At 60.1% G+C, this 18,263-nt stretch carries 13 protein-coding genes; 3 read left to right on the top strand and 10 right to left on the bottom strand.

The genetic code is table 11. The features are described 5' to 3' along the window. The first annotated feature begins 265 nt into the window (after positions 1-265). Positions 266-1,726, top strand: coding sequence for a membrane-bound lytic murein transglycosylase MltF (gene mltF / locus AB4N98_RS17730; RefSeq protein ID WP_017529993.1), 1,461 nt, complete (start codon positions 266-268; stop codon positions 1,724-1,726). Between the two features lie 47 nt (positions 1,727-1,773). Here mltF and AB4N98_RS17725 read toward each other — a convergent pair whose 3' ends face one another. From AB4N98_RS17725 to treP, 5 genes are all read right to left on the bottom strand, one after another. Next, a complete protein-coding gene (locus tag AB4N98_RS17725; protein WP_065876676.1) occupies positions 1,774-2,061 on the bottom strand; it encodes a PTS transporter subunit EIIB in 288 nt (95 codons plus the stop codon). Positions 2,062-2,063: 2 nt separating this feature from the next. After that, on the bottom strand, positions 2,064-4,580 hold the full coding sequence (gene ptsP, locus AB4N98_RS17720) for a phosphoenolpyruvate--protein phosphotransferase (RefSeq protein ID WP_368949672.1): 2,517 nt from the start codon (positions 4,578-4,580) through the stop codon (positions 2,064-2,066). Positions 4,581-4,678: 98 nt separating this feature from the next. Further along, positions 4,679-5,899, bottom strand: coding sequence for a maltoporin (locus AB4N98_RS17715; RefSeq protein ID WP_017529996.1), 1,221 nt, complete (start codon positions 5,897-5,899; stop codon positions 4,679-4,681). A gap of 72 nt (positions 5,900-5,971) precedes the next feature. Beyond that, positions 5,972-7,618, bottom strand: a complete 1,647-nt coding sequence (gene treC, locus AB4N98_RS17710; protein ID WP_065876678.1) for an alpha,alpha-phosphotrehalase — start codon at positions 7,616-7,618, stop codon at positions 5,972-5,974. Between the two features lie 120 nt (positions 7,619-7,738). Next, entirely contained in the window at positions 7,739-9,181 is a 1,443-nt protein-coding gene (gene treP / locus AB4N98_RS17705) for a PTS system trehalose-specific EIIBC component (protein ID WP_017529998.1), read from the bottom strand. A gap of 234 nt (positions 9,182-9,415) precedes the next feature. Here treP and treR point away from each other — a divergent pair, with 234 nt between their 5' ends. Then, positions 9,416-10,120, top strand: a complete 705-nt coding sequence (gene treR, locus AB4N98_RS17700; protein WP_017529999.1) for a trehalose operon repressor — start codon at positions 9,416-9,418, stop codon at positions 10,118-10,120. 135 nt (positions 10,121-10,255) lie between these two features. On the opposite strand, the gene AB4N98_RS17695 is transcribed toward treR, so the two are convergent. Beyond that, positions 10,256-10,726, bottom strand: a complete 471-nt coding sequence (locus AB4N98_RS17695) for a Fic family protein (protein ID WP_241665020.1) — start codon at positions 10,724-10,726, stop codon at positions 10,256-10,258. A gap of 654 nt (positions 10,727-11,380) precedes the next feature. Between AB4N98_RS17695 and AB4N98_RS17690 the strand changes: the two genes are divergently transcribed. Next, the gene (locus AB4N98_RS17690; protein ID WP_065876681.1) at positions 11,381-13,453 is read left to right on the top strand and encodes a TerD family protein; all 2,073 of its coding nucleotides are present in this window, start codon (positions 11,381-11,383) and stop codon (positions 13,451-13,453) included. A gap of 140 nt (positions 13,454-13,593) precedes the next feature. Here AB4N98_RS17690 and guaA read toward each other — a convergent pair whose 3' ends face one another. From guaA to AB4N98_RS17670, 4 genes are all read right to left on the bottom strand, one after another. After that, positions 13,594-15,171 (bottom strand): glutamine-hydrolyzing GMP synthase, encoded by a 1,578-nt coding sequence (gene guaA / locus AB4N98_RS17685; protein ID WP_015885725.1) that lies wholly within the window; start codon positions 15,169-15,171, stop codon positions 13,594-13,596. Between the two features lie 80 nt (positions 15,172-15,251). Beyond that, positions 15,252-16,721: an IMP dehydrogenase gene (guaB, locus tag AB4N98_RS17680; RefSeq protein WP_017530001.1), complete on the bottom strand. Its 1,470-nt coding sequence runs from the start codon at positions 16,719-16,721 to the stop codon at positions 15,252-15,254. Positions 16,722-16,825: 104 nt separating this feature from the next. Beyond that, complete coding sequence (locus AB4N98_RS17675) at positions 16,826-17,374, bottom strand: hypothetical protein (protein ID WP_017530002.1); 549 nt, start codon at positions 17,372-17,374, stop codon at positions 16,826-16,828. A 66-nt stretch (positions 17,375-17,440) separates the two neighbouring features. Beyond that, positions 17,441-18,208 carry a sulfite exporter TauE/SafE family protein gene (locus tag AB4N98_RS17670; RefSeq protein ID WP_460148846.1) on the bottom strand — a complete coding sequence of 256 codons (768 nt, stop codon included), beginning with the start codon at positions 18,206-18,208 and terminating at the stop codon, positions 17,441-17,443. Between the last annotated feature and the right edge of the window lie 55 nt (positions 18,209-18,263).

Raw genomic sequence — 18,263 nt, 5'->3', positions numbered from 1 at the left:
GGGTGTGCTTTGAGGCCGTGCATTCTAGCGTAAACCTGCGCCAACGGCACTCGAAACGGCATGGCTGGCCGCTGCCGAACGTCAGTTGGCACGGATTGCCCCGTATCGGGGCGCGATACCAGGCATTCCGAGCAGTTATTTTAACCGTCACAATTGGGCGCCAAGCCACGTTTCTGCGGGCTGCAGCACAGTTTTCCCCGTGCTAGCAGACAAGACCCTCGCTGTCGAGATATGGCGCCGTGGGCCGTTTGCGTATACTGCGCAGATGTTCTCACCAACTGCTTTGCGCCCGCGATGCGCCAAATGGCTCTTCGCCACCGGACTCTTTTTGCTGCTCAGCGCCTGTGTTGATAAACCCAGCACGCTCGAGCGAATCAAGGAGGATGGCGTATTGCGGGTGATAACCCGAAACAGCCCGGCCACGTATTTCCAGGACCGTAACGGCGAAACCGGCTTCGAATACGAACTGGTCAAACGCTTTGCCGACGACCTGGGCGTGAAACTGGAGATAGAGACCGCCGACAACCTCGACGACCTGTTCGGCCAGTTGAGCAAACCCAACGGCCCGGTGCTCGCCGCCGCCGGCCTGGTGAGCAGCGAGCAGCGCCAGCAGCAGGTGCGGTTCTCCCACCCTTACCTTGAAGTCACCCCGCAGATTATCTACCGCAACGGCCAGTCGCGCCCGACCAACGCGGCGGACCTGGCGGGCAAGAAGATCATGGTGCTCAAGGGCAGCACCCACGCCGAACAATTGGCTGAGCTTAAAAAGCAGAATCCTGCAATCGAATACGAAGAGTCCGACGCCGTTGAAGTCGTCGACTTGCTGCGCATGGTGGACGAGGGGCAAATCGACCTGACCCTGGTGGACTCCAACGAAGTGGCGATGAACCAGGTGTACTTCCCCAACGTGCGCGTGGCGTTCGACCTCGGCAACGCCAGCAACCAGAGCTGGGCCGTAGCCCCCGGCGAAGACAACAGCCTGCTCAACGAGATCAACAGCTACCTGGACAAGGTTGAAAAAAACGGCACCCTGCAGCGTCTCAAGGATCGCTACTACGGACATGTCGATGTACTCGGTTATGTCGGCGCCTACACCTTCGCCCAGCATCTGCAGCAACGCCTGCCCAAGTACGAGAAACACTTTCGCGCCTACGCCAAGGAAGAAAAGGTCGATTGGCGCTTACTGGCCGCCATCGGTTATCAGGAATCGCTGTGGCAACCGGCGGTCACCTCCAAGACCGGCGTGCGCGGCCTGATGATGCTGACCCAGAACACCGCCCAGGCGATGGGCGTATCCAACCGCCTGGACGCCAGGCAGAGCATCATGGGCGGCGCCAAGTACCTGGCCAAGATCAAGGATGAGTTGGACGACAGCATCGCCGAGCCGGACCGTACCTGGTTTGCCCTCGCCGCCTACAACGTAGGCACCGGCCACTTGGACGACGCGCGTCTGCTGGCGAAAAAAGAAGGCCTGAACCCGAACAAGTGGCTGGACGTAAAGAAGATGCTGCCGCGCCTGTCGCAGAAGCAGTGGTACAGCAAAACCCGCTATGGCTACGCCCGGGGCGGCGAGCCGGTGCACTTCGTGGCGAACATCCGGCGCTACTACGACATCCTCACCTGGGTAACCCAGCCGCAGCTCGAAGGCAACCAGGTGGTCGAAGGCAACTTGCATGTTCCGGGCGTAGACAAGACCAAGCCGCCGGAAGATAACCCGCAACTGTAAGAACGCTCACTGGAGGAAGGGCTCCTCCCCCTCCCACGTCCTGATCGCTATTCGGCCTGGAGGCCGGTCAGCAGATGGACCACCCCGCCCGCTAGCACCATCACCCCCGCTACCCCCGCCGCTTTTAACGCCACGGCATCAAGCTTGTTCGGGTCCTGCAGGTGCACGCGCACCCGCGTCAGCGCCACACGCTGTTGCGACTTAAGGTTATCCACACCCCCCAGCGCCGCCAGCACCTGCGCCGACACCAGGCCTGGCGCGGGCGCCGCTACCGTCTCCGCAATCAAATCCGGGGTCAGGGCTTTCCAGAACGCCTGCTTCAATTTATCCAACATGCTCAGTTCTCCAGCACAGGTGATGGTTCGACGGTGGCCGCGTGATAGACGCGCAACGCCTCACGCACCTGCGCCGCTTCCGCAAGGCCCAGCACCTGCTGGGCGATGACCTGACAGTCGGCCAGCGCCAACTCCCGCACGGCGGCCTTGATAGTGGGGATCAACGGCACGCTGACCGACAGCTCATCCACCCCCAGCCCAATCAATACCGGCACGGCCAGGGCTTCGGAGGCCAGTGCTCCACAGACGCCGACCCACTTGCCATGGGCGTGGGCCGCCGTGACGGTGGTGGCGATCAGGCGCAGCACGGCCGGGTGAAAGCTGTCGGCCTGGCTGGCCAGGCGTGGGTGGTCACGGTCCATGGCCAGGGTGTATTGCGTCAGGTCATTGGTGCCGATGGAGAAAAAATCCACATGGGGCGCGAAGACATCCGCCATCAGCGCGGCAGACGGTACTTCGATCATGATGCCCAGCTTCGGTAACTCACTGAGCCCCAGCGCCAGCGCTTCCTCTTCAAGGATCTCGCGCGCCAGCTGCAGCTCCGACAGCAGGCTGACCATCGGCAACATGATGTGCAACCGCGCAAAACCGGCGCTGGCCAGGATCGCGCGAAACTGTTCGCGCAGCAGTTCCGGTCGCTCCAGGCACAAGCGAATGCCGCGCAGGCCAAGAAACGGGTTGGTCTCGGCCGCCATGGGCACGTAGGCCAACGGTTTGTCGCCACCGACGTCCAGGGTGCGTACCACCAGGTTACGCCCGGCGCCCAGGGCTTGGGCGATCGCGGTGTAAGTGCCGGCCTGCTCGTCGGGGCTCGGCGCGCGGTTGCGGTCCAGGTAGAGGAATTCCGAACGCAACAGGCCCACGCCCTCACCGCCGAGAGCCAGGGATTGCTGCACTTCCTGCAACGAAGCGACGTTGGCGGTGATTTCCACGTGATGGCCGTCGCGGGTGGTGGCCGGCAATGCCGCCTGCGCCAGATCACGCTGGTGTCGTACAACCTGCTGTTGGCGCGCGGCTTCCAAGTGTTCGATCTCAGCCAGGTCCGGGTCCAGGTGCAGTTCGCCTTTGTCGGCATCGAGCAGCACCTGCTTGCCATTGGCCAGGGCCAAGACGTGAACCGGCACACCACAAATGGCCGGCAAGCCGAGGGCGCGGGCGAGGATCGCCACGTGGCTGGTCGCGCCGCCGCCGACGGTGACAAAGCCCAGCACCTTGCGGGTATCCAGGCTGGCGGTTTGCGAGGGGGTGAGCTGTTCGGCCACCAGGATCGCGCATTCGGGCACATCCCAGGCGCTGTCTTGAATACCGAGGATCAGCTTGAGTACGCGCTGGCCGACATCGGCCAGGTCTGCAGCGCGCTCGGCGATCAGCGTATTGCCCAAGCCCTGGAACAGTTTGACGGTGGCCTGCGTGGCGCTGCGCCAGGCAAATGCGGCACTCTTGCCAGCGGCCAACAGCGCATGGGCTTGCTCCAGCAACGTCGGGTCTTCGAGCAGTTCCTGATGAGCGCGGAAAATCTCTGCCTGGGCACTGCCGGCAGCTTGGTTTTGCAAGGCTTGCAATGCCTCGGTTGCGGCGCGCAGGCCGCGTTCCAGCGCAGCGCGTTCGGCGGCTTCACCGGTGCCCTCTTCGATAATGTTCAGCTCGGGCTCACGCACTTGAACCACTTGGCCAAACGCCGAACCCGGCGAAGCACACACGCCCGTCAGCAAGGTCGACGACAACAGCGGTGCAACCACCGCAGCGGGGGCGACGACGGGCTCGCCGCACCCTTGCAGCAACAACGCGACCAATGCCGTGATTGCCGCGTCGGCATCTTGCCCCGCCGCGCTGACTTGCAACGTATCACCCTGCACGGTTTGCAGCGCCATGATCGCCACCAGCGACTTGGCGTTGGCGCTCTGGGTTTGCTTGTGCAGGTAGATGCTCGCATTGAACCCCTTCGCCGCCTGGGCGAACACCGCCGCAGGGCGCGCGTGCAAGCCGTTGGCGTTGGGCAAGGTCAGCGGCTTGGAGAACAGTGCGTCGCCCTCCTCCTCGTCCACCGCGTCAAGGGCTTCAATGGGGGATAACCGCAGCAGCGGCTGGCCGGTCTCCACCACATCGTCGGCCAATAGCGTAAACGGTTCGCCGCTGACCACCAGCATCAACGTCAGCAGGCTGCGGGCATTTAGCGCCACATAGTCGGCCTCGAATTCGATCAACGCCTGCCCGGCTTCCACGCTCTGGCCCTCTTCGACCAATCGGGTGAAGCCCTTGCCCGCCAGGTTCACCGTGTCCAGGCCGATATGCAGCAGCACCTGCACACCGTTGTCGTCGGTGATACTCACCGCATGCCCCGTGTCCTGGATGTTGCTGATCACGCCAGCCAACGGCGCACAGAGTGTCTGCGAGGTGGGGTCGATGCACAGGCCGTCGCCGATCATGCGGCTGGCGAATACCGGGTCGGGCACCTGACCCAGCTCCAGCAGCACACCCGACAAGGGCGCCAGCAATTCCAAGGGTTTAGATGGGGTCATGGAGGTCACCTGCTGTTTTGTTCCGTAAAAATCATTGGGCGGATTCACATCCCGTGAATACAGGGAGCGGCTGTGGGAGGGGCTTACCCCGCCCGCCTTTATTTCCACCAGTATTCGACTTGCACACCGAAGTTCGAGCCATGCCGCGCGGTGCCGTAGGAACCGGTGTCGGACAACGCCGAACCCGCCGCCAGTTCATTCGCCGCTCGTTTGGCCGCTTCGTTCCAGGTCGCATAGGTGTAGTACACGCGCACCTCCGGCCGGGCCCAGAAATCCGGGCCTTTGGGCGACCAGGTGGGGGCGAAGGTAAATTTGCTCAGCTTGCGTGTACCGCCGCTGGCGTCGACTTGATCATGGCCCAACTCGGCAACCAGTTTGAATTGTTCACTGACCGCATACGCCGGGCGCACGCCGAGCGACATCCAGGTCTGGTCCTGGCTGCCGGGACGAATGTCCTTCTGGTACACGGCCTCGATCTGGCCACCGAAACGCGGGGTTACCTGCCAGTCAAAAAACTCCACGGCGCGGTAGCTTTTGCTGCTCTTGTCCAAGAAGGTATTGCCGGTGTACCCAAGGCCGGTACCGGGGCCTTCGCCGTACTGCAGGGCGAACTTGTTCTTGCCGCCCAGAAACGGCTTTTGCACATGCTGCGCGGTCAGGGCCCAGCCGCTGTGGGTGTCGCGCCCACCGGCCCTTTCGATGTAGCTGGCGCCCAGCTCCAACTCGCCGCCGGGGTTGGTCTTGAAACCCGCGACGTTGAAGTCATGACGGGTGGCGTATTCCTTCTGGTACAGGTTGTCCTTGCGCGAAATCGCGTAGCTGTATTTGAGATCGCCGATCAGCACGTCCTCGATACCGCCGCCCGTGGCGCTCTGGTTCCAGTAGTAGAAATCGGAGATATGGATGTCATTACGCTTGTAGTAACGCCGACCGGCCCACAGCGAACCGCCGTTGAGGGCGGGCAGGTTCGACCATTGCGCGTACATCTGCGGCATGCGCGCCGAGCCGTTGTCCTCGCCCTGGAACTTCAGCTCCCGGTCGTACTTGTTGTAGAGCGAGGCCATGGCGTCGACGCTGAGCACCGAGCCGTCGTCGAGCGTGAGCAGGTCCTGGCGCAACTCCAGTTCGCCGTATTGCTCGCATTCGTTGCCCAGACGGTATTTGGATTGCGCCCCCGGCAGTTGGAAACACTGCTGCGGGCCGCTGCCTGTCGAAGTGCCTGCACCGCTACGCAAGTAACCGGCAAATTCCAGGGCCTGAGCGCCGAACGGCAGGCTCAGGCAGGATGCAACGAGGCCCAGCTTTATTGTTGTTTTCATGAAGCACTCCGATATTTTTATTATGTTTTGGGTCAAGCGCCCCGCACTCCCATACGGGGTTTACAACGGGTGTCAGTGCTTGAGGTGAAGCACAAAGGACTCATACGGACGCAACACCACAGTGCGCGTGCGCAACGGGCAATCGGGGTAGTTGCTGATCAACAGGCGCTGCTCGCTCGCCGCGCCGATCACACCATCGGGCAGTTGGATTTCGCAGGGCCGGCCATAAAAGTTGTTCAGCACCAGCAGGCGCTCGGCGGCGCCTTCGCGCAGGTACGCCCAGACCTGGGGGTGGTCTTGCAGCAGTTCGCGGTAAATGCCTGCCTGGATCAGCGGTTCGTGGCGCCGCAGGGCGATCAGCGCACGGTAGTGATGCAGCACCGAGTCCGGATCATCCCGCTGGCTGTCGACGTTGATCCGCGCCGCGTTGGCCGGAATGCCGATCCACGGTTCACCGCTGCTGAAACCGGCATTGGGCTGCGCACTCCACTGCATCGGCGTGCGCCCGTTGTCGCGGGACTTCTGCATGATCGCCGCCATGCTCGACGCCTCGGACTCACCGGCATCACGCTTGAGACGAAAGATGTTCAGAGTTTCCACATCGCGGTATTGCTCGATGCTGTTAAACCCCGGATTGGTCATGCCCAGCTCTTCGCCCTGGTACACAAACGGTGTGCCCTGGAGGAAGTGCAGCGCCGTGGCGAGCATCTTGGCCGAGACCACGCGGTATTCGCCGTCATCGCCAAAGCGCGAGACCACTCGCGGCTGGTCGTGGTTACACCAGAACAACGCGTTCCAACCGCCGCCGGCCTGCATGCCCTGTTGCCAGTCCGAGAAAATCCGTTTGAGTTGGAGGAAGTCGAAGTCGGCCTTCACCCACTTTTGCAGGTTGGGGTAATCCACTTTCAGGTGATGAAAGTTGAAGGTCATCGACAGCTCTTTCGACGCTGGGTTCGAATAGCGAATGCAGTGTTCCAGGCTGGTAGAGGACATCTCGCCGACGTTGATCAACTCATGACCTTCGAAGACTTCGCGGTGCATCTCTTGCAGGTATTCATGCACGTTGGGGCCATCGGTGTAGAAGCGGCGGCCGTCGCTGCTGTCTTCTGGAAAGTCGGCAGGCTTGGAGATCAGGTTGATCACGTCCAGGCGGAAACCGCCCACGCCTTTATCGCGCCAGAAACGCATCAGCTTGAACACCTCGGCGCGCACCTTCGGGTTGTCCCAGTTGAGGTCTGCCTGGGTGTGATCGAACAGGTGCAAAAAGTACTGCCCGGTTTGCGCCTCGTACTCCCAGGCCGAGCCGCCGAACTTGGATTCCCAGTTGTTCGGTTGGTCGCGCCAGATGTAAAAGTCGCGGTACGGGTTGTCGAGGCTGCTGCGCGCTTGCTGGAACCACACATGTTCGACGGAGGTGTGGTTGACCACGATATCGAGCATCAGCTTGATGCCGCGCTTGGCCGCTTCGCGGATCAGCAATTCGCAGTCGGCCATGGTCCCGTAGCTGGGGTCGATGGCGTAGTAATCACTGATGTCGTAGCCATTGTCGCGCTGCGGCGAGCGCAGGAACGGGGTGATCCACAGGCAATCCACGCCCAGCCATTGGAGGTAGTCGAGTTTGTCCACGATGCCCAGCAGGTCACCGGTGGCGTTACCCGCGTGGCTGTGGAAGCTTTTGGGGTAGATCTGGTAGATCACCGAGTGTTGCCAGTTTTGCATGGTGGGTTCCTTGAGTGGGTGGTGTGTTGGCTTTGAGGGCCTCATCGGGGGCAAGCCCCCTCCCACCGTTTTGAAATGCATTCCAACCTGTGAGAGGGGGCTCGCCCCAATGGCGGTAGATCAGGCAACCCGATACCCAGGCCGCACGATCTTCATGCTCAACATGCACGTCAGCGCAAACGGCACGACCATCGCCACCACCATGCCGATCACGAACATCGGGATGGCACCCGGCACGATCGAGATAAACCCTGGCAAGCCACCCACGCCGATGGCCGAGGCCTGCACCTTGTTCAGCGACAGGAAAATGCTGCCCAGTGCCGAGCCCACCAGGGCCGCATAAAACGGGAACTTGAAGCGCAGGTTTACCCCGAACATCGCCGGCTCAGTGATGCCGAAATAAGCGGAGATTGCTGACGTGGAGGCCATGCTTTTGTCCCGCGCGTTGCGGGTCATGTAGAACACCGCAAGCGCGGCGCTGCCTTGGGCCAGGTTGGACATCACGATCATCGGCCAGATAAAAGTGCCGCCCTGGGTGGAGATCAATTGCAGGTCCACGGCCAGGAACATGTGGTGCATGCCGGTGATCACCAGCGGCGCGTACAGCAGGCCGAAAATCGCCCCGCCCACCATCGGCGCCAAATCGAACAAGGTGACCACGCCTTCGGTGATCAGGATGCCGAGATGGCGGGTCACCGGGCCGATGATCGCCAGCGCCAGCACGCCGGTGACGACGATGGTCGTGATCGGCACGACGAGCAGTTGAATGGCATTCGGCACCCGGGCGCGCAGCCATTTCTCGATCACGCTCATCACATAGGCGGCCATCAGGATCGGCAGAATCTGGCCTTGGTAGCCGACTTTTTCGATCTTGAACCAGCCGAAAATATCGAAGTACGGCAGGCTCTGGCCGTCGAGCCCAGCCACTGCCTTGCCGTAGTTCCAGGCGTTGAGCAGGTCGGGGTGTACCAGCATCAGGCCGAGCACGATGCCGAGGATTTCACTGCCGCCAAAGCGCTTGGCCGCCGACCAGCCCACCAGCGCCGGGAGGAACACGAACGAGGTGTTGGCCATCAGGTTGATCAGGCTCCACAGGCCATCCAGGTTCGGGTAGGCCTCAAGCAACGTCTTGCCTTCGATGAACATGCCCTTGGCACCCATCAGGTTGTTGATGCCCATCAGCAGGCCGGCAATGATCAGCGCGGGCAGGATCGGCATGAACACGTCGGAAAACACCCGCACCAGACGCTGCATGGGGTTGGTCTTGTCGCCACCGGCTTTCTTGACGTCGGCAATGGTGGACGCCGCCAGGCCGGTCTGTTCGCGCAGGGCGGCGTAGACCTTTTCCACCTCGCCAGGGCCGATCACCACTTGGAACAGGCCGCCGGTGAAGAACGAACCTTTGACCAGATCAACCTGGTTCAACGCGCTGTTATTGACCAGGCCCGGGTCCTTGAGCGCCAGGCGCAGGCGGGTCACGCAGTGGGCGGCTTGCTCAAGGTTGTCGCGGCCCCCGAGGTTTCCGAGGATCTCGCGGGCAATGTTCGAATAGTCGTGGCTCATGCTTGGTTTCCACTTTGATTTTTTTATTTGAGGGCAGTCATTGGCAGCACGCCGAGAGCAAAAGTACTCGTCTGTACGAGTTAAAGCAACAACTCGTCTGTACGAGTTTGAAATTCTGCGTTTCGCAGGCTGATCGATATGCGTGGGTCTAATGGACAAACGCGAGCGGCACCACTAAGGTTCCTGCCTGAACGCGCAACCACCTTCACCAAAGTCGGGCACAGAGCCATCCCCATGAGCAAATACAACCAGATCTATACGGATCTGCTTGCCAGCATCACCACTGAACGCCTGCAGCGTGGCACGCGCCTTCCCTCCGAAACCGAACTGATGGACACCTACCAGGCGAGCCGAGGCACCGTACGCCGGGCCATCGAGCAGTTGCAGGAGCGTGGTTTTGCGCAAAAGATCCACGGCAAAGGCACCTTCGTGCTGTCCCCCAACCCGATCGAATTTCAACTGGGCGGCATCGTCAGCTTCCACGAAACCCACGCCGACCTGGGCGATGACGTACACACCGAAGTGGTGGAGTTCACCCAACTCCCACTGGAAGGTTCGCTGCTGCAACACATCGAGGCCGAACCCGGCACCCTCATCACGCGCATCAAACGCGTACGACGCATCGGCGGCAAACGGGTGATCCTTGACATCAACCACTTCGTCGCCGACCTGATCCCAGGGCTGGACCAGACGATTGCCGAACAGTCGATCTACGCGTTTATCGAGCAAACCTTGCAACTGCAAATCAGCTACGCCCAACGCACCATCGAAGCCCTGCCCCGCAGCAAGGACGACCAGGCGCACCTGGACCTTGAAGGGCAAAGTCATGTGATCGTGGTGAGTAACCAGACGTTTTTGCAGGATGGACGGCAATTCGAGTACACCGAGTCGCGGCATACGTTGGATAAGTTTTATTTTTCGGATGTGGCGCGACGGTGACAATCTTTGCAGAACGTTGAGGGGCAAACGGCATGACGAGCGATCTTAGACGGTCGATCACACGCCCCTCGCGCAAGATTGGTCACTGCCCAGCCATGCCCTGCCAATTGGGGCGCTCCAATCGTGAAAGCCTGCTCAGGACTTTCGCTTCCGTTTTTGCAAACCCAAGCCAATTCCTGTCAGCCGATAGCGCTGCTTGCTGCTGCTGGGCTTGTCAGGCTGTGTCATCTCGACCACTCCGGCAGCCAACGCAGGTCGCAAGTAGCTTTTGCGCAAATGCTCGTCATCTTTAAGTTCGAGAACTAGCTGAAGTTCCTTACGTGACAAATCACCATCCAAGGCGTTGAGCAGCCTTATAACTTCCGGGGTAGCTTCCGGGGTGCGCAGTGTCAACGTTACGCCTTGGGCATCACTTTGCCATTCCGGCGGCGGGAAACCCTGCTCCGCGAAAGCATGGCTGATCAACATTCCTCCACGCCCAAGTTTCTCCATGAGCCCTTGCAGATAAAGCATATGGGCTATGTCCGGATTACGCAGAATGGAAATCTGGCCGTTTTTCAGGCCGTCCGCTGTTGCCCCGTCGGGTAAGGAGCCCGAGTTCCAGATTTCTACACGATGGGGGAATACCTGCGCTCTGATACCGCCCCGGAGTCGATGTGACCGCCCCTCTCACCCTGCTGAGCGGCGCGCCTGATTTCGTTCTCGTCTAGATCATCGTGTAGATCCGCATTTGAGAAACGACGCTCCCAGCGCTCCGGCTCTACCTCACGGCGCATGATCATGTCACGTAGGGTCGCGATATCAGCCCGACGCGTCATTTCGCCTTCGCGAATAAAAGCGATGCCGTAGACGGTAGATGAAACAAATGAGAGGGCTCGGCGATGCCAAGACTTGCTAAACGATGTTACGCAAAAAACCGCCATCACGCTGGCTTCAGGATATTTCCTATTGGCGAATGCCGACCAATAACCGGGCTCCCATCATTCAAGTCAACCGCATCGGTGGACAGGCAACTTGTCGGTTATCAACCCCTATTTGCTGACGACGCAACTTGTTACCGTTGATAGACACCGCGACCTGACAAGCAAGTACGACCTTACGTAGAATGCCGCCGTGGCTATGAAACACCTTCCTTCTAACCTCCTATGACCTAGGGGTTTCGCTCTCCACACCGCGCCTGCTTCCTGCAGGCGTTTTTATATCAGTAATAAAACACTGCTGCAGTTCGTCCAAGCCGGCGACCAAGGGAGAAAATCAAGGATGAATCAGGCTCTGTTCCTGCGTCGTCGATGCAAAGCTCACGTTCCGATGGGCACTGGCGGAGCCACGCGCGCTCAGGTCGCGTCTGCCGTGCGGGAAGTCACGGCGTTCCGATGCGTACTAGCGGAGCCTCTGATTGAGCGACTCGGCATGTTGTCAGCGATCGAACTCAAGCACTGGCTGCGTGAAATTGTCGGAGTACTTCGGCGGGAAACTGGCGCTCATGTGCACCATCGGCCGTTTTACCCTGACTTTCCAGAGCAAGTTCTGGCGGCATCAGAGGCGCAGTTGTACCTTAACGCCGTCATGCACTATCTCACGCTTCGACGTTTACCAGCGGCTGAGCACTCTCGACCTGCGATGCTTGAAGGCAACTTCATATCTCGCGTTATCGAATTGGGAAGTGTCTCTGAGTTCGAGTCACTACTCGAGCCGCTCGTTTCATCGCGCACCTCGCTCTCTGAAGAGGAAGCTGCCGACGTCGCCTGGTTTATCCGAACGTACAAAAGCGATGTGTTCCGCCTGCTGCCTGAGGTCGTACCATTCCGGGAGAATCGGGCACTGGTGGGGGGCACACTGCTCGTGCATGTGGCCGACGATACGCGAGTGGAAGCCTTCTTGGAGCGAAATGTCGAAACAGCCACTGACGTGCTGCGACTTGCAGTCGCGCTGAGTGGAGGAGACGTATCACTGACAACTGCGACCACACGATTCACCGCGATGAAGCGTTCGACGCGCCGTCTGTTGTTGCGTTTGCTCGACAATATCCCCCACGCCACAGAAGACCTAATGCGCCATGCCGAGCGATGGAAACGACTGGCGGAAGTGTTGCATCCCGGCGACTACGCCGATAAGTACCCAAGAGCATTAGGCGCCCTTAGGGCAGCACGTCGCAACGAAGCGCCCGCCTCATTTGGTTCTCGTGTCGAAACATTGCTCGCCCGGCGTCACATCGACACGCTGACGCCGATGCTACAGAGCCGTCCTGGTGAATTCGCACGACGGCTGGATGTAACTCTTCGGCGCGCGACGGAACCAGAGTCGGTTCTCGACGCATTCGAGGCGATTGCAAGCCAGGTGTCCTCACCTGTTCTGCTGCAGTTGCTGGCCCACTTACGCACTCCCCGCCCCCTTCCGCTAAGGGCGTTCATACCGAAAGGCGCATTTGCCAAAATCTACGGCATCAGGGATCGACGCGAACCTATCGATCCCACCGTGCTGGCTCGTGCAGCCAGCATCTGCGAGGACGCCCTCGTAACGCGTTTTACCTCGCTGCCGCCACTAGGCCGCTGCTTCGTCGATCCAGCGTTAAAAGAATATAGGGCTCCACTGGCGCAACGGGCTTCATCGAAGTCGTTGCGTACACTCGTGCGCGGTAGTCGATTGCCCATGCCTGATACACGTTTTATTCGCCTGTTCCTATGGTGGAAGAACGGTAGCGGACGTACAGACATTGACCTGTCTGCGGCATTTTTCGACGCCAACTTCGCGTTCAAACAAACGGTCGCATACTACAATCTGAAAGATTTTGGCGGCTGCCACAGCGGCGATATCATCGACGCGCCCGAAGGCGCTTCGGAGTTCATCGATCTCGACCTTGATGTCCTCATTGAGAAAGGTATTCGCTACGTTGTCACGTCTATCAACTCATTCACCGAGCAACCGTACTGCGATCTTCCGGAATGCTTCGCCGGTTGGATGGCTCGGGCCGACGTGGCGTCGGGTGAAGCATTCGAACCGCGCTCCGTGTTCGACCGTATCGATATCGCATCCGACACAGGAATCTGCCTGCCATTCGTGATGGACTTGCAGGAACGGCGCATGATCTGGGCCGATTTGGGGCTCGCCTCATCAGCGCGGTGGAACAACGTCAGCAACAACCTCAGTGGAGTATCGTTGATGCTGCGAGCGTTGGTACACATACCAAGACCAGATCTGAAAACGCTGTTCGATTTACATGTTCGAGCACGCGGAGAACGGGTGGATTCACCGCAGCAGGCACAGGCGGTGTTTGCACCTGATCAAGGGGTAACACCGTTCGATACGGATCTGATCCGAGCTCGGTTTCTCTGATGCCGCGCCAGCCTTTACCGCTCAAGGGTTTTTACCCAGAAACAAAAATGCCAGTCAGCGTGACTGACTGGCATTGGATAACCCCCTTACAGCGCTATTGAGAACCTAGCGCTGCACCCGTTGGCAGGGTCGAGACAGAATCATTCCCACTCAATCGTCGCCGGCGGCTTGCTCGACACGTCATACGTCACGCGCGAAATACCTTCGATCTCATTGATGATCCGGCCGCTGACCGTCTCCAGCAGTTCATACGGCAGGTGCGCCCAGCGCGCGGTCATGAAGTCGATGGTTTCCACCGCACGCAGGGCCACGACCCACGCGTAACGACGACCATCGCCTACAACGCCAACGGACTTCACTGGCTGGAACACCACGAACGCCTGGCTGACTTTGTGGTACCAGTCGGCCTTGCGCAGTTCTTCGATGAAGATGTGGTCGGCGCGACGCAGCAGGTCGGCGTATTCCTTCTTCACTTCACCCAGGATGCGCACGCCCAGGCCAGGGCCCGGGAATGGGTGGCGGTAGACCATGTCATACGGCAGGCCCAGTTCCAGGCCAAGGCGGCGGACTTCGTCCTTGAACAGTTCGCGCAACGGTTCTACCAGCTTGAGGTTCATTTCCTCAGGCAGGCCGCCCACGTTGTGGTGGGACTTGATCACGTGGGCCTTGCCGCTCTTGGCGCCGGCCGACTCGATCACGTCAGGGTAGATGGTGCCCTGGGCGAGGTATTTGATGTTGTCCAGTTTGTTGGACTGGGCATCGAATACGTCGATGAAGGTGCGGCCGATGATTTTGCGCTTCTTCTCCGGGTCGGACTCGCCAGCCAGGTTGTTGAGGAACTGGTCCTCGGCGTTGGCGCGAATCACCTTGACGCCCATGTTCTCGGCGAACATGGCCATCACTTGCTCACCTTCGTGCAGGCGCAACAGGCCGTTGTCGACGAATACGCAGGTCAGTTGGTCGCCGATGGCTTTGTGCAGCAGCGCGGCAACCACGGAGGAGTCAACGCCGCCGGACAGGCCGAGCAATACGTTGTCGGTGCCGACCTGGGCGCGTACTTGGGCGATGGCGTCTTCAGCGATCTTCGACGGGGTCCACAGGGCTTCACACTCGCAAATGTCGAGAATGAAACGCGACAGGATGCGGCCGCCTTGCTTGGTATGGGTCACTTCCGGGTGGAACTGCACGCCGTAGTAACGACGCTCGTCGCTGAACATGCCGGCGATCGGGCAGCTCGGGGTGCTGGCCAGGATGTGGAAGTCTTCCGGCATTTTGGTGACCTTGTCACCGTGGCTCATCCACACGTCGAGGCCGAACAGGCCGTCGGCGTCGATGTGGTCTTCGATGCCGTCCAGCAGGCGGCTCTTGCCGACCACGTCGACACGGGCATAACCGAATTCACGCAGTTCGGAGCCTTCGACCTTGCCGCCCAGTTGCTCGGCCATGGTCTGCATGCCGTAGCAGATGCCGAACACCGGTACGCCCAGGTCGAATACGGCTTGCGGGCAACGCGGGCTGTTGGCTTCGTGCACGGACTCGGGGCCACCGGCGAGGATGACGCCTTTAGGTGCGAATTCGCGGATCGCTTCGTCATCCATGTCGAACGGATGCAGTTCGCAGTACACACCGATTTCACGCACGCGGCGAGCGATCAGCTGGGTGTACTGGGAACCGAAGTCGAGGATCAGGATGCGGTGGGCGTGAATGTCGAGGGCCATGAAGTCAGTCTCGTCTAATGAATCAGAAACAACTCGGGGCTGAAGAACAGCCCCGGTTACTTAACATTTTGCTGGAAGCCTCAACCTACGCGGTAGTTTGGCGCTTCCTTGGTGATCTGCACGTCGTGGACATGGGATTCAGCCATGCCGGCGCCGGTGATCCGTACGAACTCTGGCTTGGTGCGCATTTCTTCGATGTTGGCGCTGCCGGTGTAACCCATCGAAGAACGCAGGCCGCCCATCAGTTGATGGATGATGGCGCTCAGGGTGCCCTTGTACGGCACACGGCCCTCGATGCCTTCCGGTACGAGCTTCTCGGCGCCTGCCGAGGAGTCCTGGAAGTAACGGTCGGACGAGCCTTGGGCCTGGGACATGGCGCCCAGCGAACCCATGCCACGGTAAGCCTTGTACGAACGGCCCTGGAACAGTTCGATCTCGCCCGGCGCCTCTTCGGTACCGGCGAACATCGAGCCCATCATCACGCAGGAAGCACCGGCCACGATGGCCTTGGACAGGTCACCGGAGAAACGGATGCCGCCGTCGGCGATCAATGGCACGCCAGTGCCCTCAAGGGCTGCGGCGACGTTGGCGATGGCGCTGATTTGCGGCACGCCTACACCGGCGACGATACGCGTGGTGCAGATCGAGCCTGGGCCGATACCGACCTTGACTGCATCGGCGCCGGCTTCGGCCAGGGCCTTGGCGGCAGCGCCGGTGGCGATGTTACCGCCGATCACCTGCACCTCTGGGAAGTTCTGCTTGACCCAGCGCACGCGGTCGATCACGCCTTTGGAATGGCCGTGGGCAGTGTCGACCACTACCACGTCCACACCGGCGGCAACCAGCGCGGCAACGCGGTCACCGGTGTCTTTACCGGTACCGACGGCAGCACCCACGCGCAGGCGACCTTGGTCATCCTTGCTGGCCAGCGGGTAAGCCTTGGCTTTTTCGATGTCGTTGACAGTCATCATGCCTTTGAGGGCGAATTTGTCGTCGACGATCAGCACGCGCTCGATGCGGTGCTTGTGCAGCAGTTCACGCACATCGTTCTTGTCGGCGCCTTCCTTGACAGTGACCAGACGCTCTTTGGGCGTCATCACTTCGCGGACGGTGACTTCAAGACGGTTTTCGAAACGCACGTCACGGGAAGTGACGATGCCGACCAGGTCGCCATCGTGCAGCACGGGAACACCGGAGATGTTGTGCAGGCGGGTCAGGTCGAACAGGTCACGCACAGTGGCGTCGGCCTCGATGGTGATCGGATCTTTCACCACACCGGCTTCGTAACGCTTGACCTTGCGCACTTCGGCAGCTTGCTGCTCGATGGTCATGTTCTTGTGGATGATCCCGATACCGCCTTCCTGCGCCATGGCAATGGCCAGGCGGGCTTCGGTAACGGTGTCCATCGCAGCGGAAACCAGGGGAATATTCAGCTCGATGCCACGGGTTAGGCGGGTCTTGAGACTGACTTCGTTAGGAAGCACCTCGGAATAACCGGGCACTAGGAGAATGTCGTCGAATGTCAGAGCTTCTTGGCTGATACGCAGCATCGCGGGGGCTCCCGAGCGGGAAAATGGAAGCGCGCCATTATATACATGCACCCTGTCGGGCTCAATGTAAAACTCTGACAAACTTGGTAATACTGATAGATGGATTAAAGCTCGACTTTGACCCAGCTGATCTTCTGGTCCAGCCAATCGGCAAATTCGTCGATAAAGCTCTGCTTGAAACCGGCCTCCGCCCAGTTGTTGAAGATAAATCCCAGGTTGGAAAACCCGCACTCCTGCAGGAACAGGAAGCCGTTGATGTCATCTTCATGCCCACACAGCGGGCAGGTGAAGTTATCGGTGTGGCCGGGCATCCAGTCTTCCAGGCTTTCGAACAGCGCTTCACCCACTTCCTTGCGGCACTCCGGGCAGCCGGCCTCTTCGAGAAAGCCCTTGGCCGGCGTATAGATGCAACGCTTATAGATGATCTCCAGGCCGTTGACCGGTTCATTGAACGGCAGCGCCTCGGGGTACAGCACCACGGCGCGGGCACCGTCAGCCAAGGCGTAGGCCATGCGGTTGCCGGTGCGCCCGCAGGTGGTCAGTTCTTCCTTGATGATGTTCTTGCGCACCAGCCAGCGCACGATCGCCCGGGCGCGGGGTTCATGGACGGGCAAGGTGGAGATTTTCGGAACAAGGATACTTTGGGAGTTCATGGGAGTCCTGCGGTGTGGCTGCTGACGCCATCGGGGGTAGGCAGCTTAATCCCTGCCCCACACAGGTCAAGTACTCAAATACCGCCCGATCAACGCAATGCCGCTGGCCAGCACCAGCCATGTCACCAACCGTACAAACGCTTCACGGGACATGCGCATCGTCAACCTGCGCCCGCACCACAACCCCACGGCCATCGCCGGCAGCAGGCACAGCGCCAACATCAATAGCGGCAAATCAGCGTACACCCCAGCAATCAGGAACAAGCTCAGGCGCACCACTGTGCTGCAACTGATCAGCGCGCTTTGCGTCGCCCGCGCCGCATCCTTGGGCAGGCGGCTGTTCAGGTAGATCGCATATAAAAAGCCACCACTGCCGAACAGCGCACCAAACAACCCGCCGACAGTGCCCATGGGGATCGACCAAGCCGCCGCCAATTGCGTCGGCCGCGCTTTCACCGCCAGGGTGTAAAGGGCATAGGCGGTGATAAACAGCCCCATCAACAGCAGCAACAGGTCTGAATGCAGGTTGAGCAAAAACACCACGCCCAATGTGCAACCGATGGCCATGCACGGCAACAGGCGCAGCAGCTCCGCTTTGTTCACATCCCGTCGTGTTTGCAGCAGGCCGCCAAAGGCTGCGACAAAATCGAGCAATACCAGCAACGGGATGATCTTCGACAGCGGCATGAACAGAATCAAGACAGGCCCGGCCACCAGCGCCGTACCGAAGCCGGCGATACCGAACACGATGTACGCCACCACCACACCCAGGCCGATTACCAGCCAATCCGTACCACCAAACCACCACTGACTCATCAGTTCAACCGGGCTCATGGGTCATTCCTTGAAAGAGACGGCCTTTACTTTAGCCATCAACGAGCGATGCGAC

This window comes from Pseudomonas sp. S3_E10 (genome assembly GCF_054667615.1).
This window is presented reverse-complemented; position numbering and strand designations above follow the sequence as displayed.

Excerpts from the sequence above, each read along its gene's own strand:
- guaA (WP_015885725.1), bottom strand. The coding sequence starts at position 15,171 with ATGGCCCTCGACATTCACGCCCACCGCATCCTGATCCTCGACTTCGGT.
- mltF (WP_017529993.1), top strand. The coding sequence starts at position 266 with ATGTTCTCACCAACTGCTTTGCGCCCGCGATGCGCCAAATGGCTCTTC.
- ptsP (WP_368949672.1), bottom strand. The coding sequence starts at position 4,580 with ATGACCCCATCTAAACCCTTGGAATTGCTGGCGCCCTTGTCGGGTGTG.
- guaB (WP_017530001.1), bottom strand. The coding sequence starts at position 16,721 with ATGCTGCGTATCAGCCAAGAAGCTCTGACATTCGACGACATTCTCCTA.
- AB4N98_RS17715 (WP_017529996.1), bottom strand. The coding sequence starts at position 5,899 with ATGAAAACAACAATAAAGCTGGGCCTCGTTGCATCCTGCCTGAGCCTG.
- treP (WP_017529998.1), bottom strand. The coding sequence starts at position 9,181 with ATGAGCCACGACTATTCGAACATTGCCCGCGAGATCCTCGGAAACCTC.
- AB4N98_RS17670 (WP_460148846.1), bottom strand. The coding sequence starts at position 18,208 with ATGAGCCCGGTTGAACTGATGAGTCAGTGGTGGTTTGGTGGTACGGAT.
- treR (WP_017529999.1), top strand. The coding sequence starts at position 9,416 with ATGAGCAAATACAACCAGATCTATACGGATCTGCTTGCCAGCATCACC.
- AB4N98_RS17690 (WP_065876681.1), top strand. The coding sequence starts at position 11,381 with ATGAATCAGGCTCTGTTCCTGCGTCGTCGATGCAAAGCTCACGTTCCG.
- treC (WP_065876678.1), bottom strand. The coding sequence starts at position 7,618 with ATGCAAAACTGGCAACACTCGGTGATCTACCAGATCTACCCCAAAAGC.
- AB4N98_RS17725 (WP_065876676.1), bottom strand. The coding sequence starts at position 2,061 with ATGTTGGATAAATTGAAGCAGGCGTTCTGGAAAGCCCTGACCCCGGAT.
- AB4N98_RS17675 (WP_017530002.1), bottom strand. The coding sequence starts at position 17,374 with ATGAACTCCCAAAGTATCCTTGTTCCGAAAATCTCCACCTTGCCCGTC.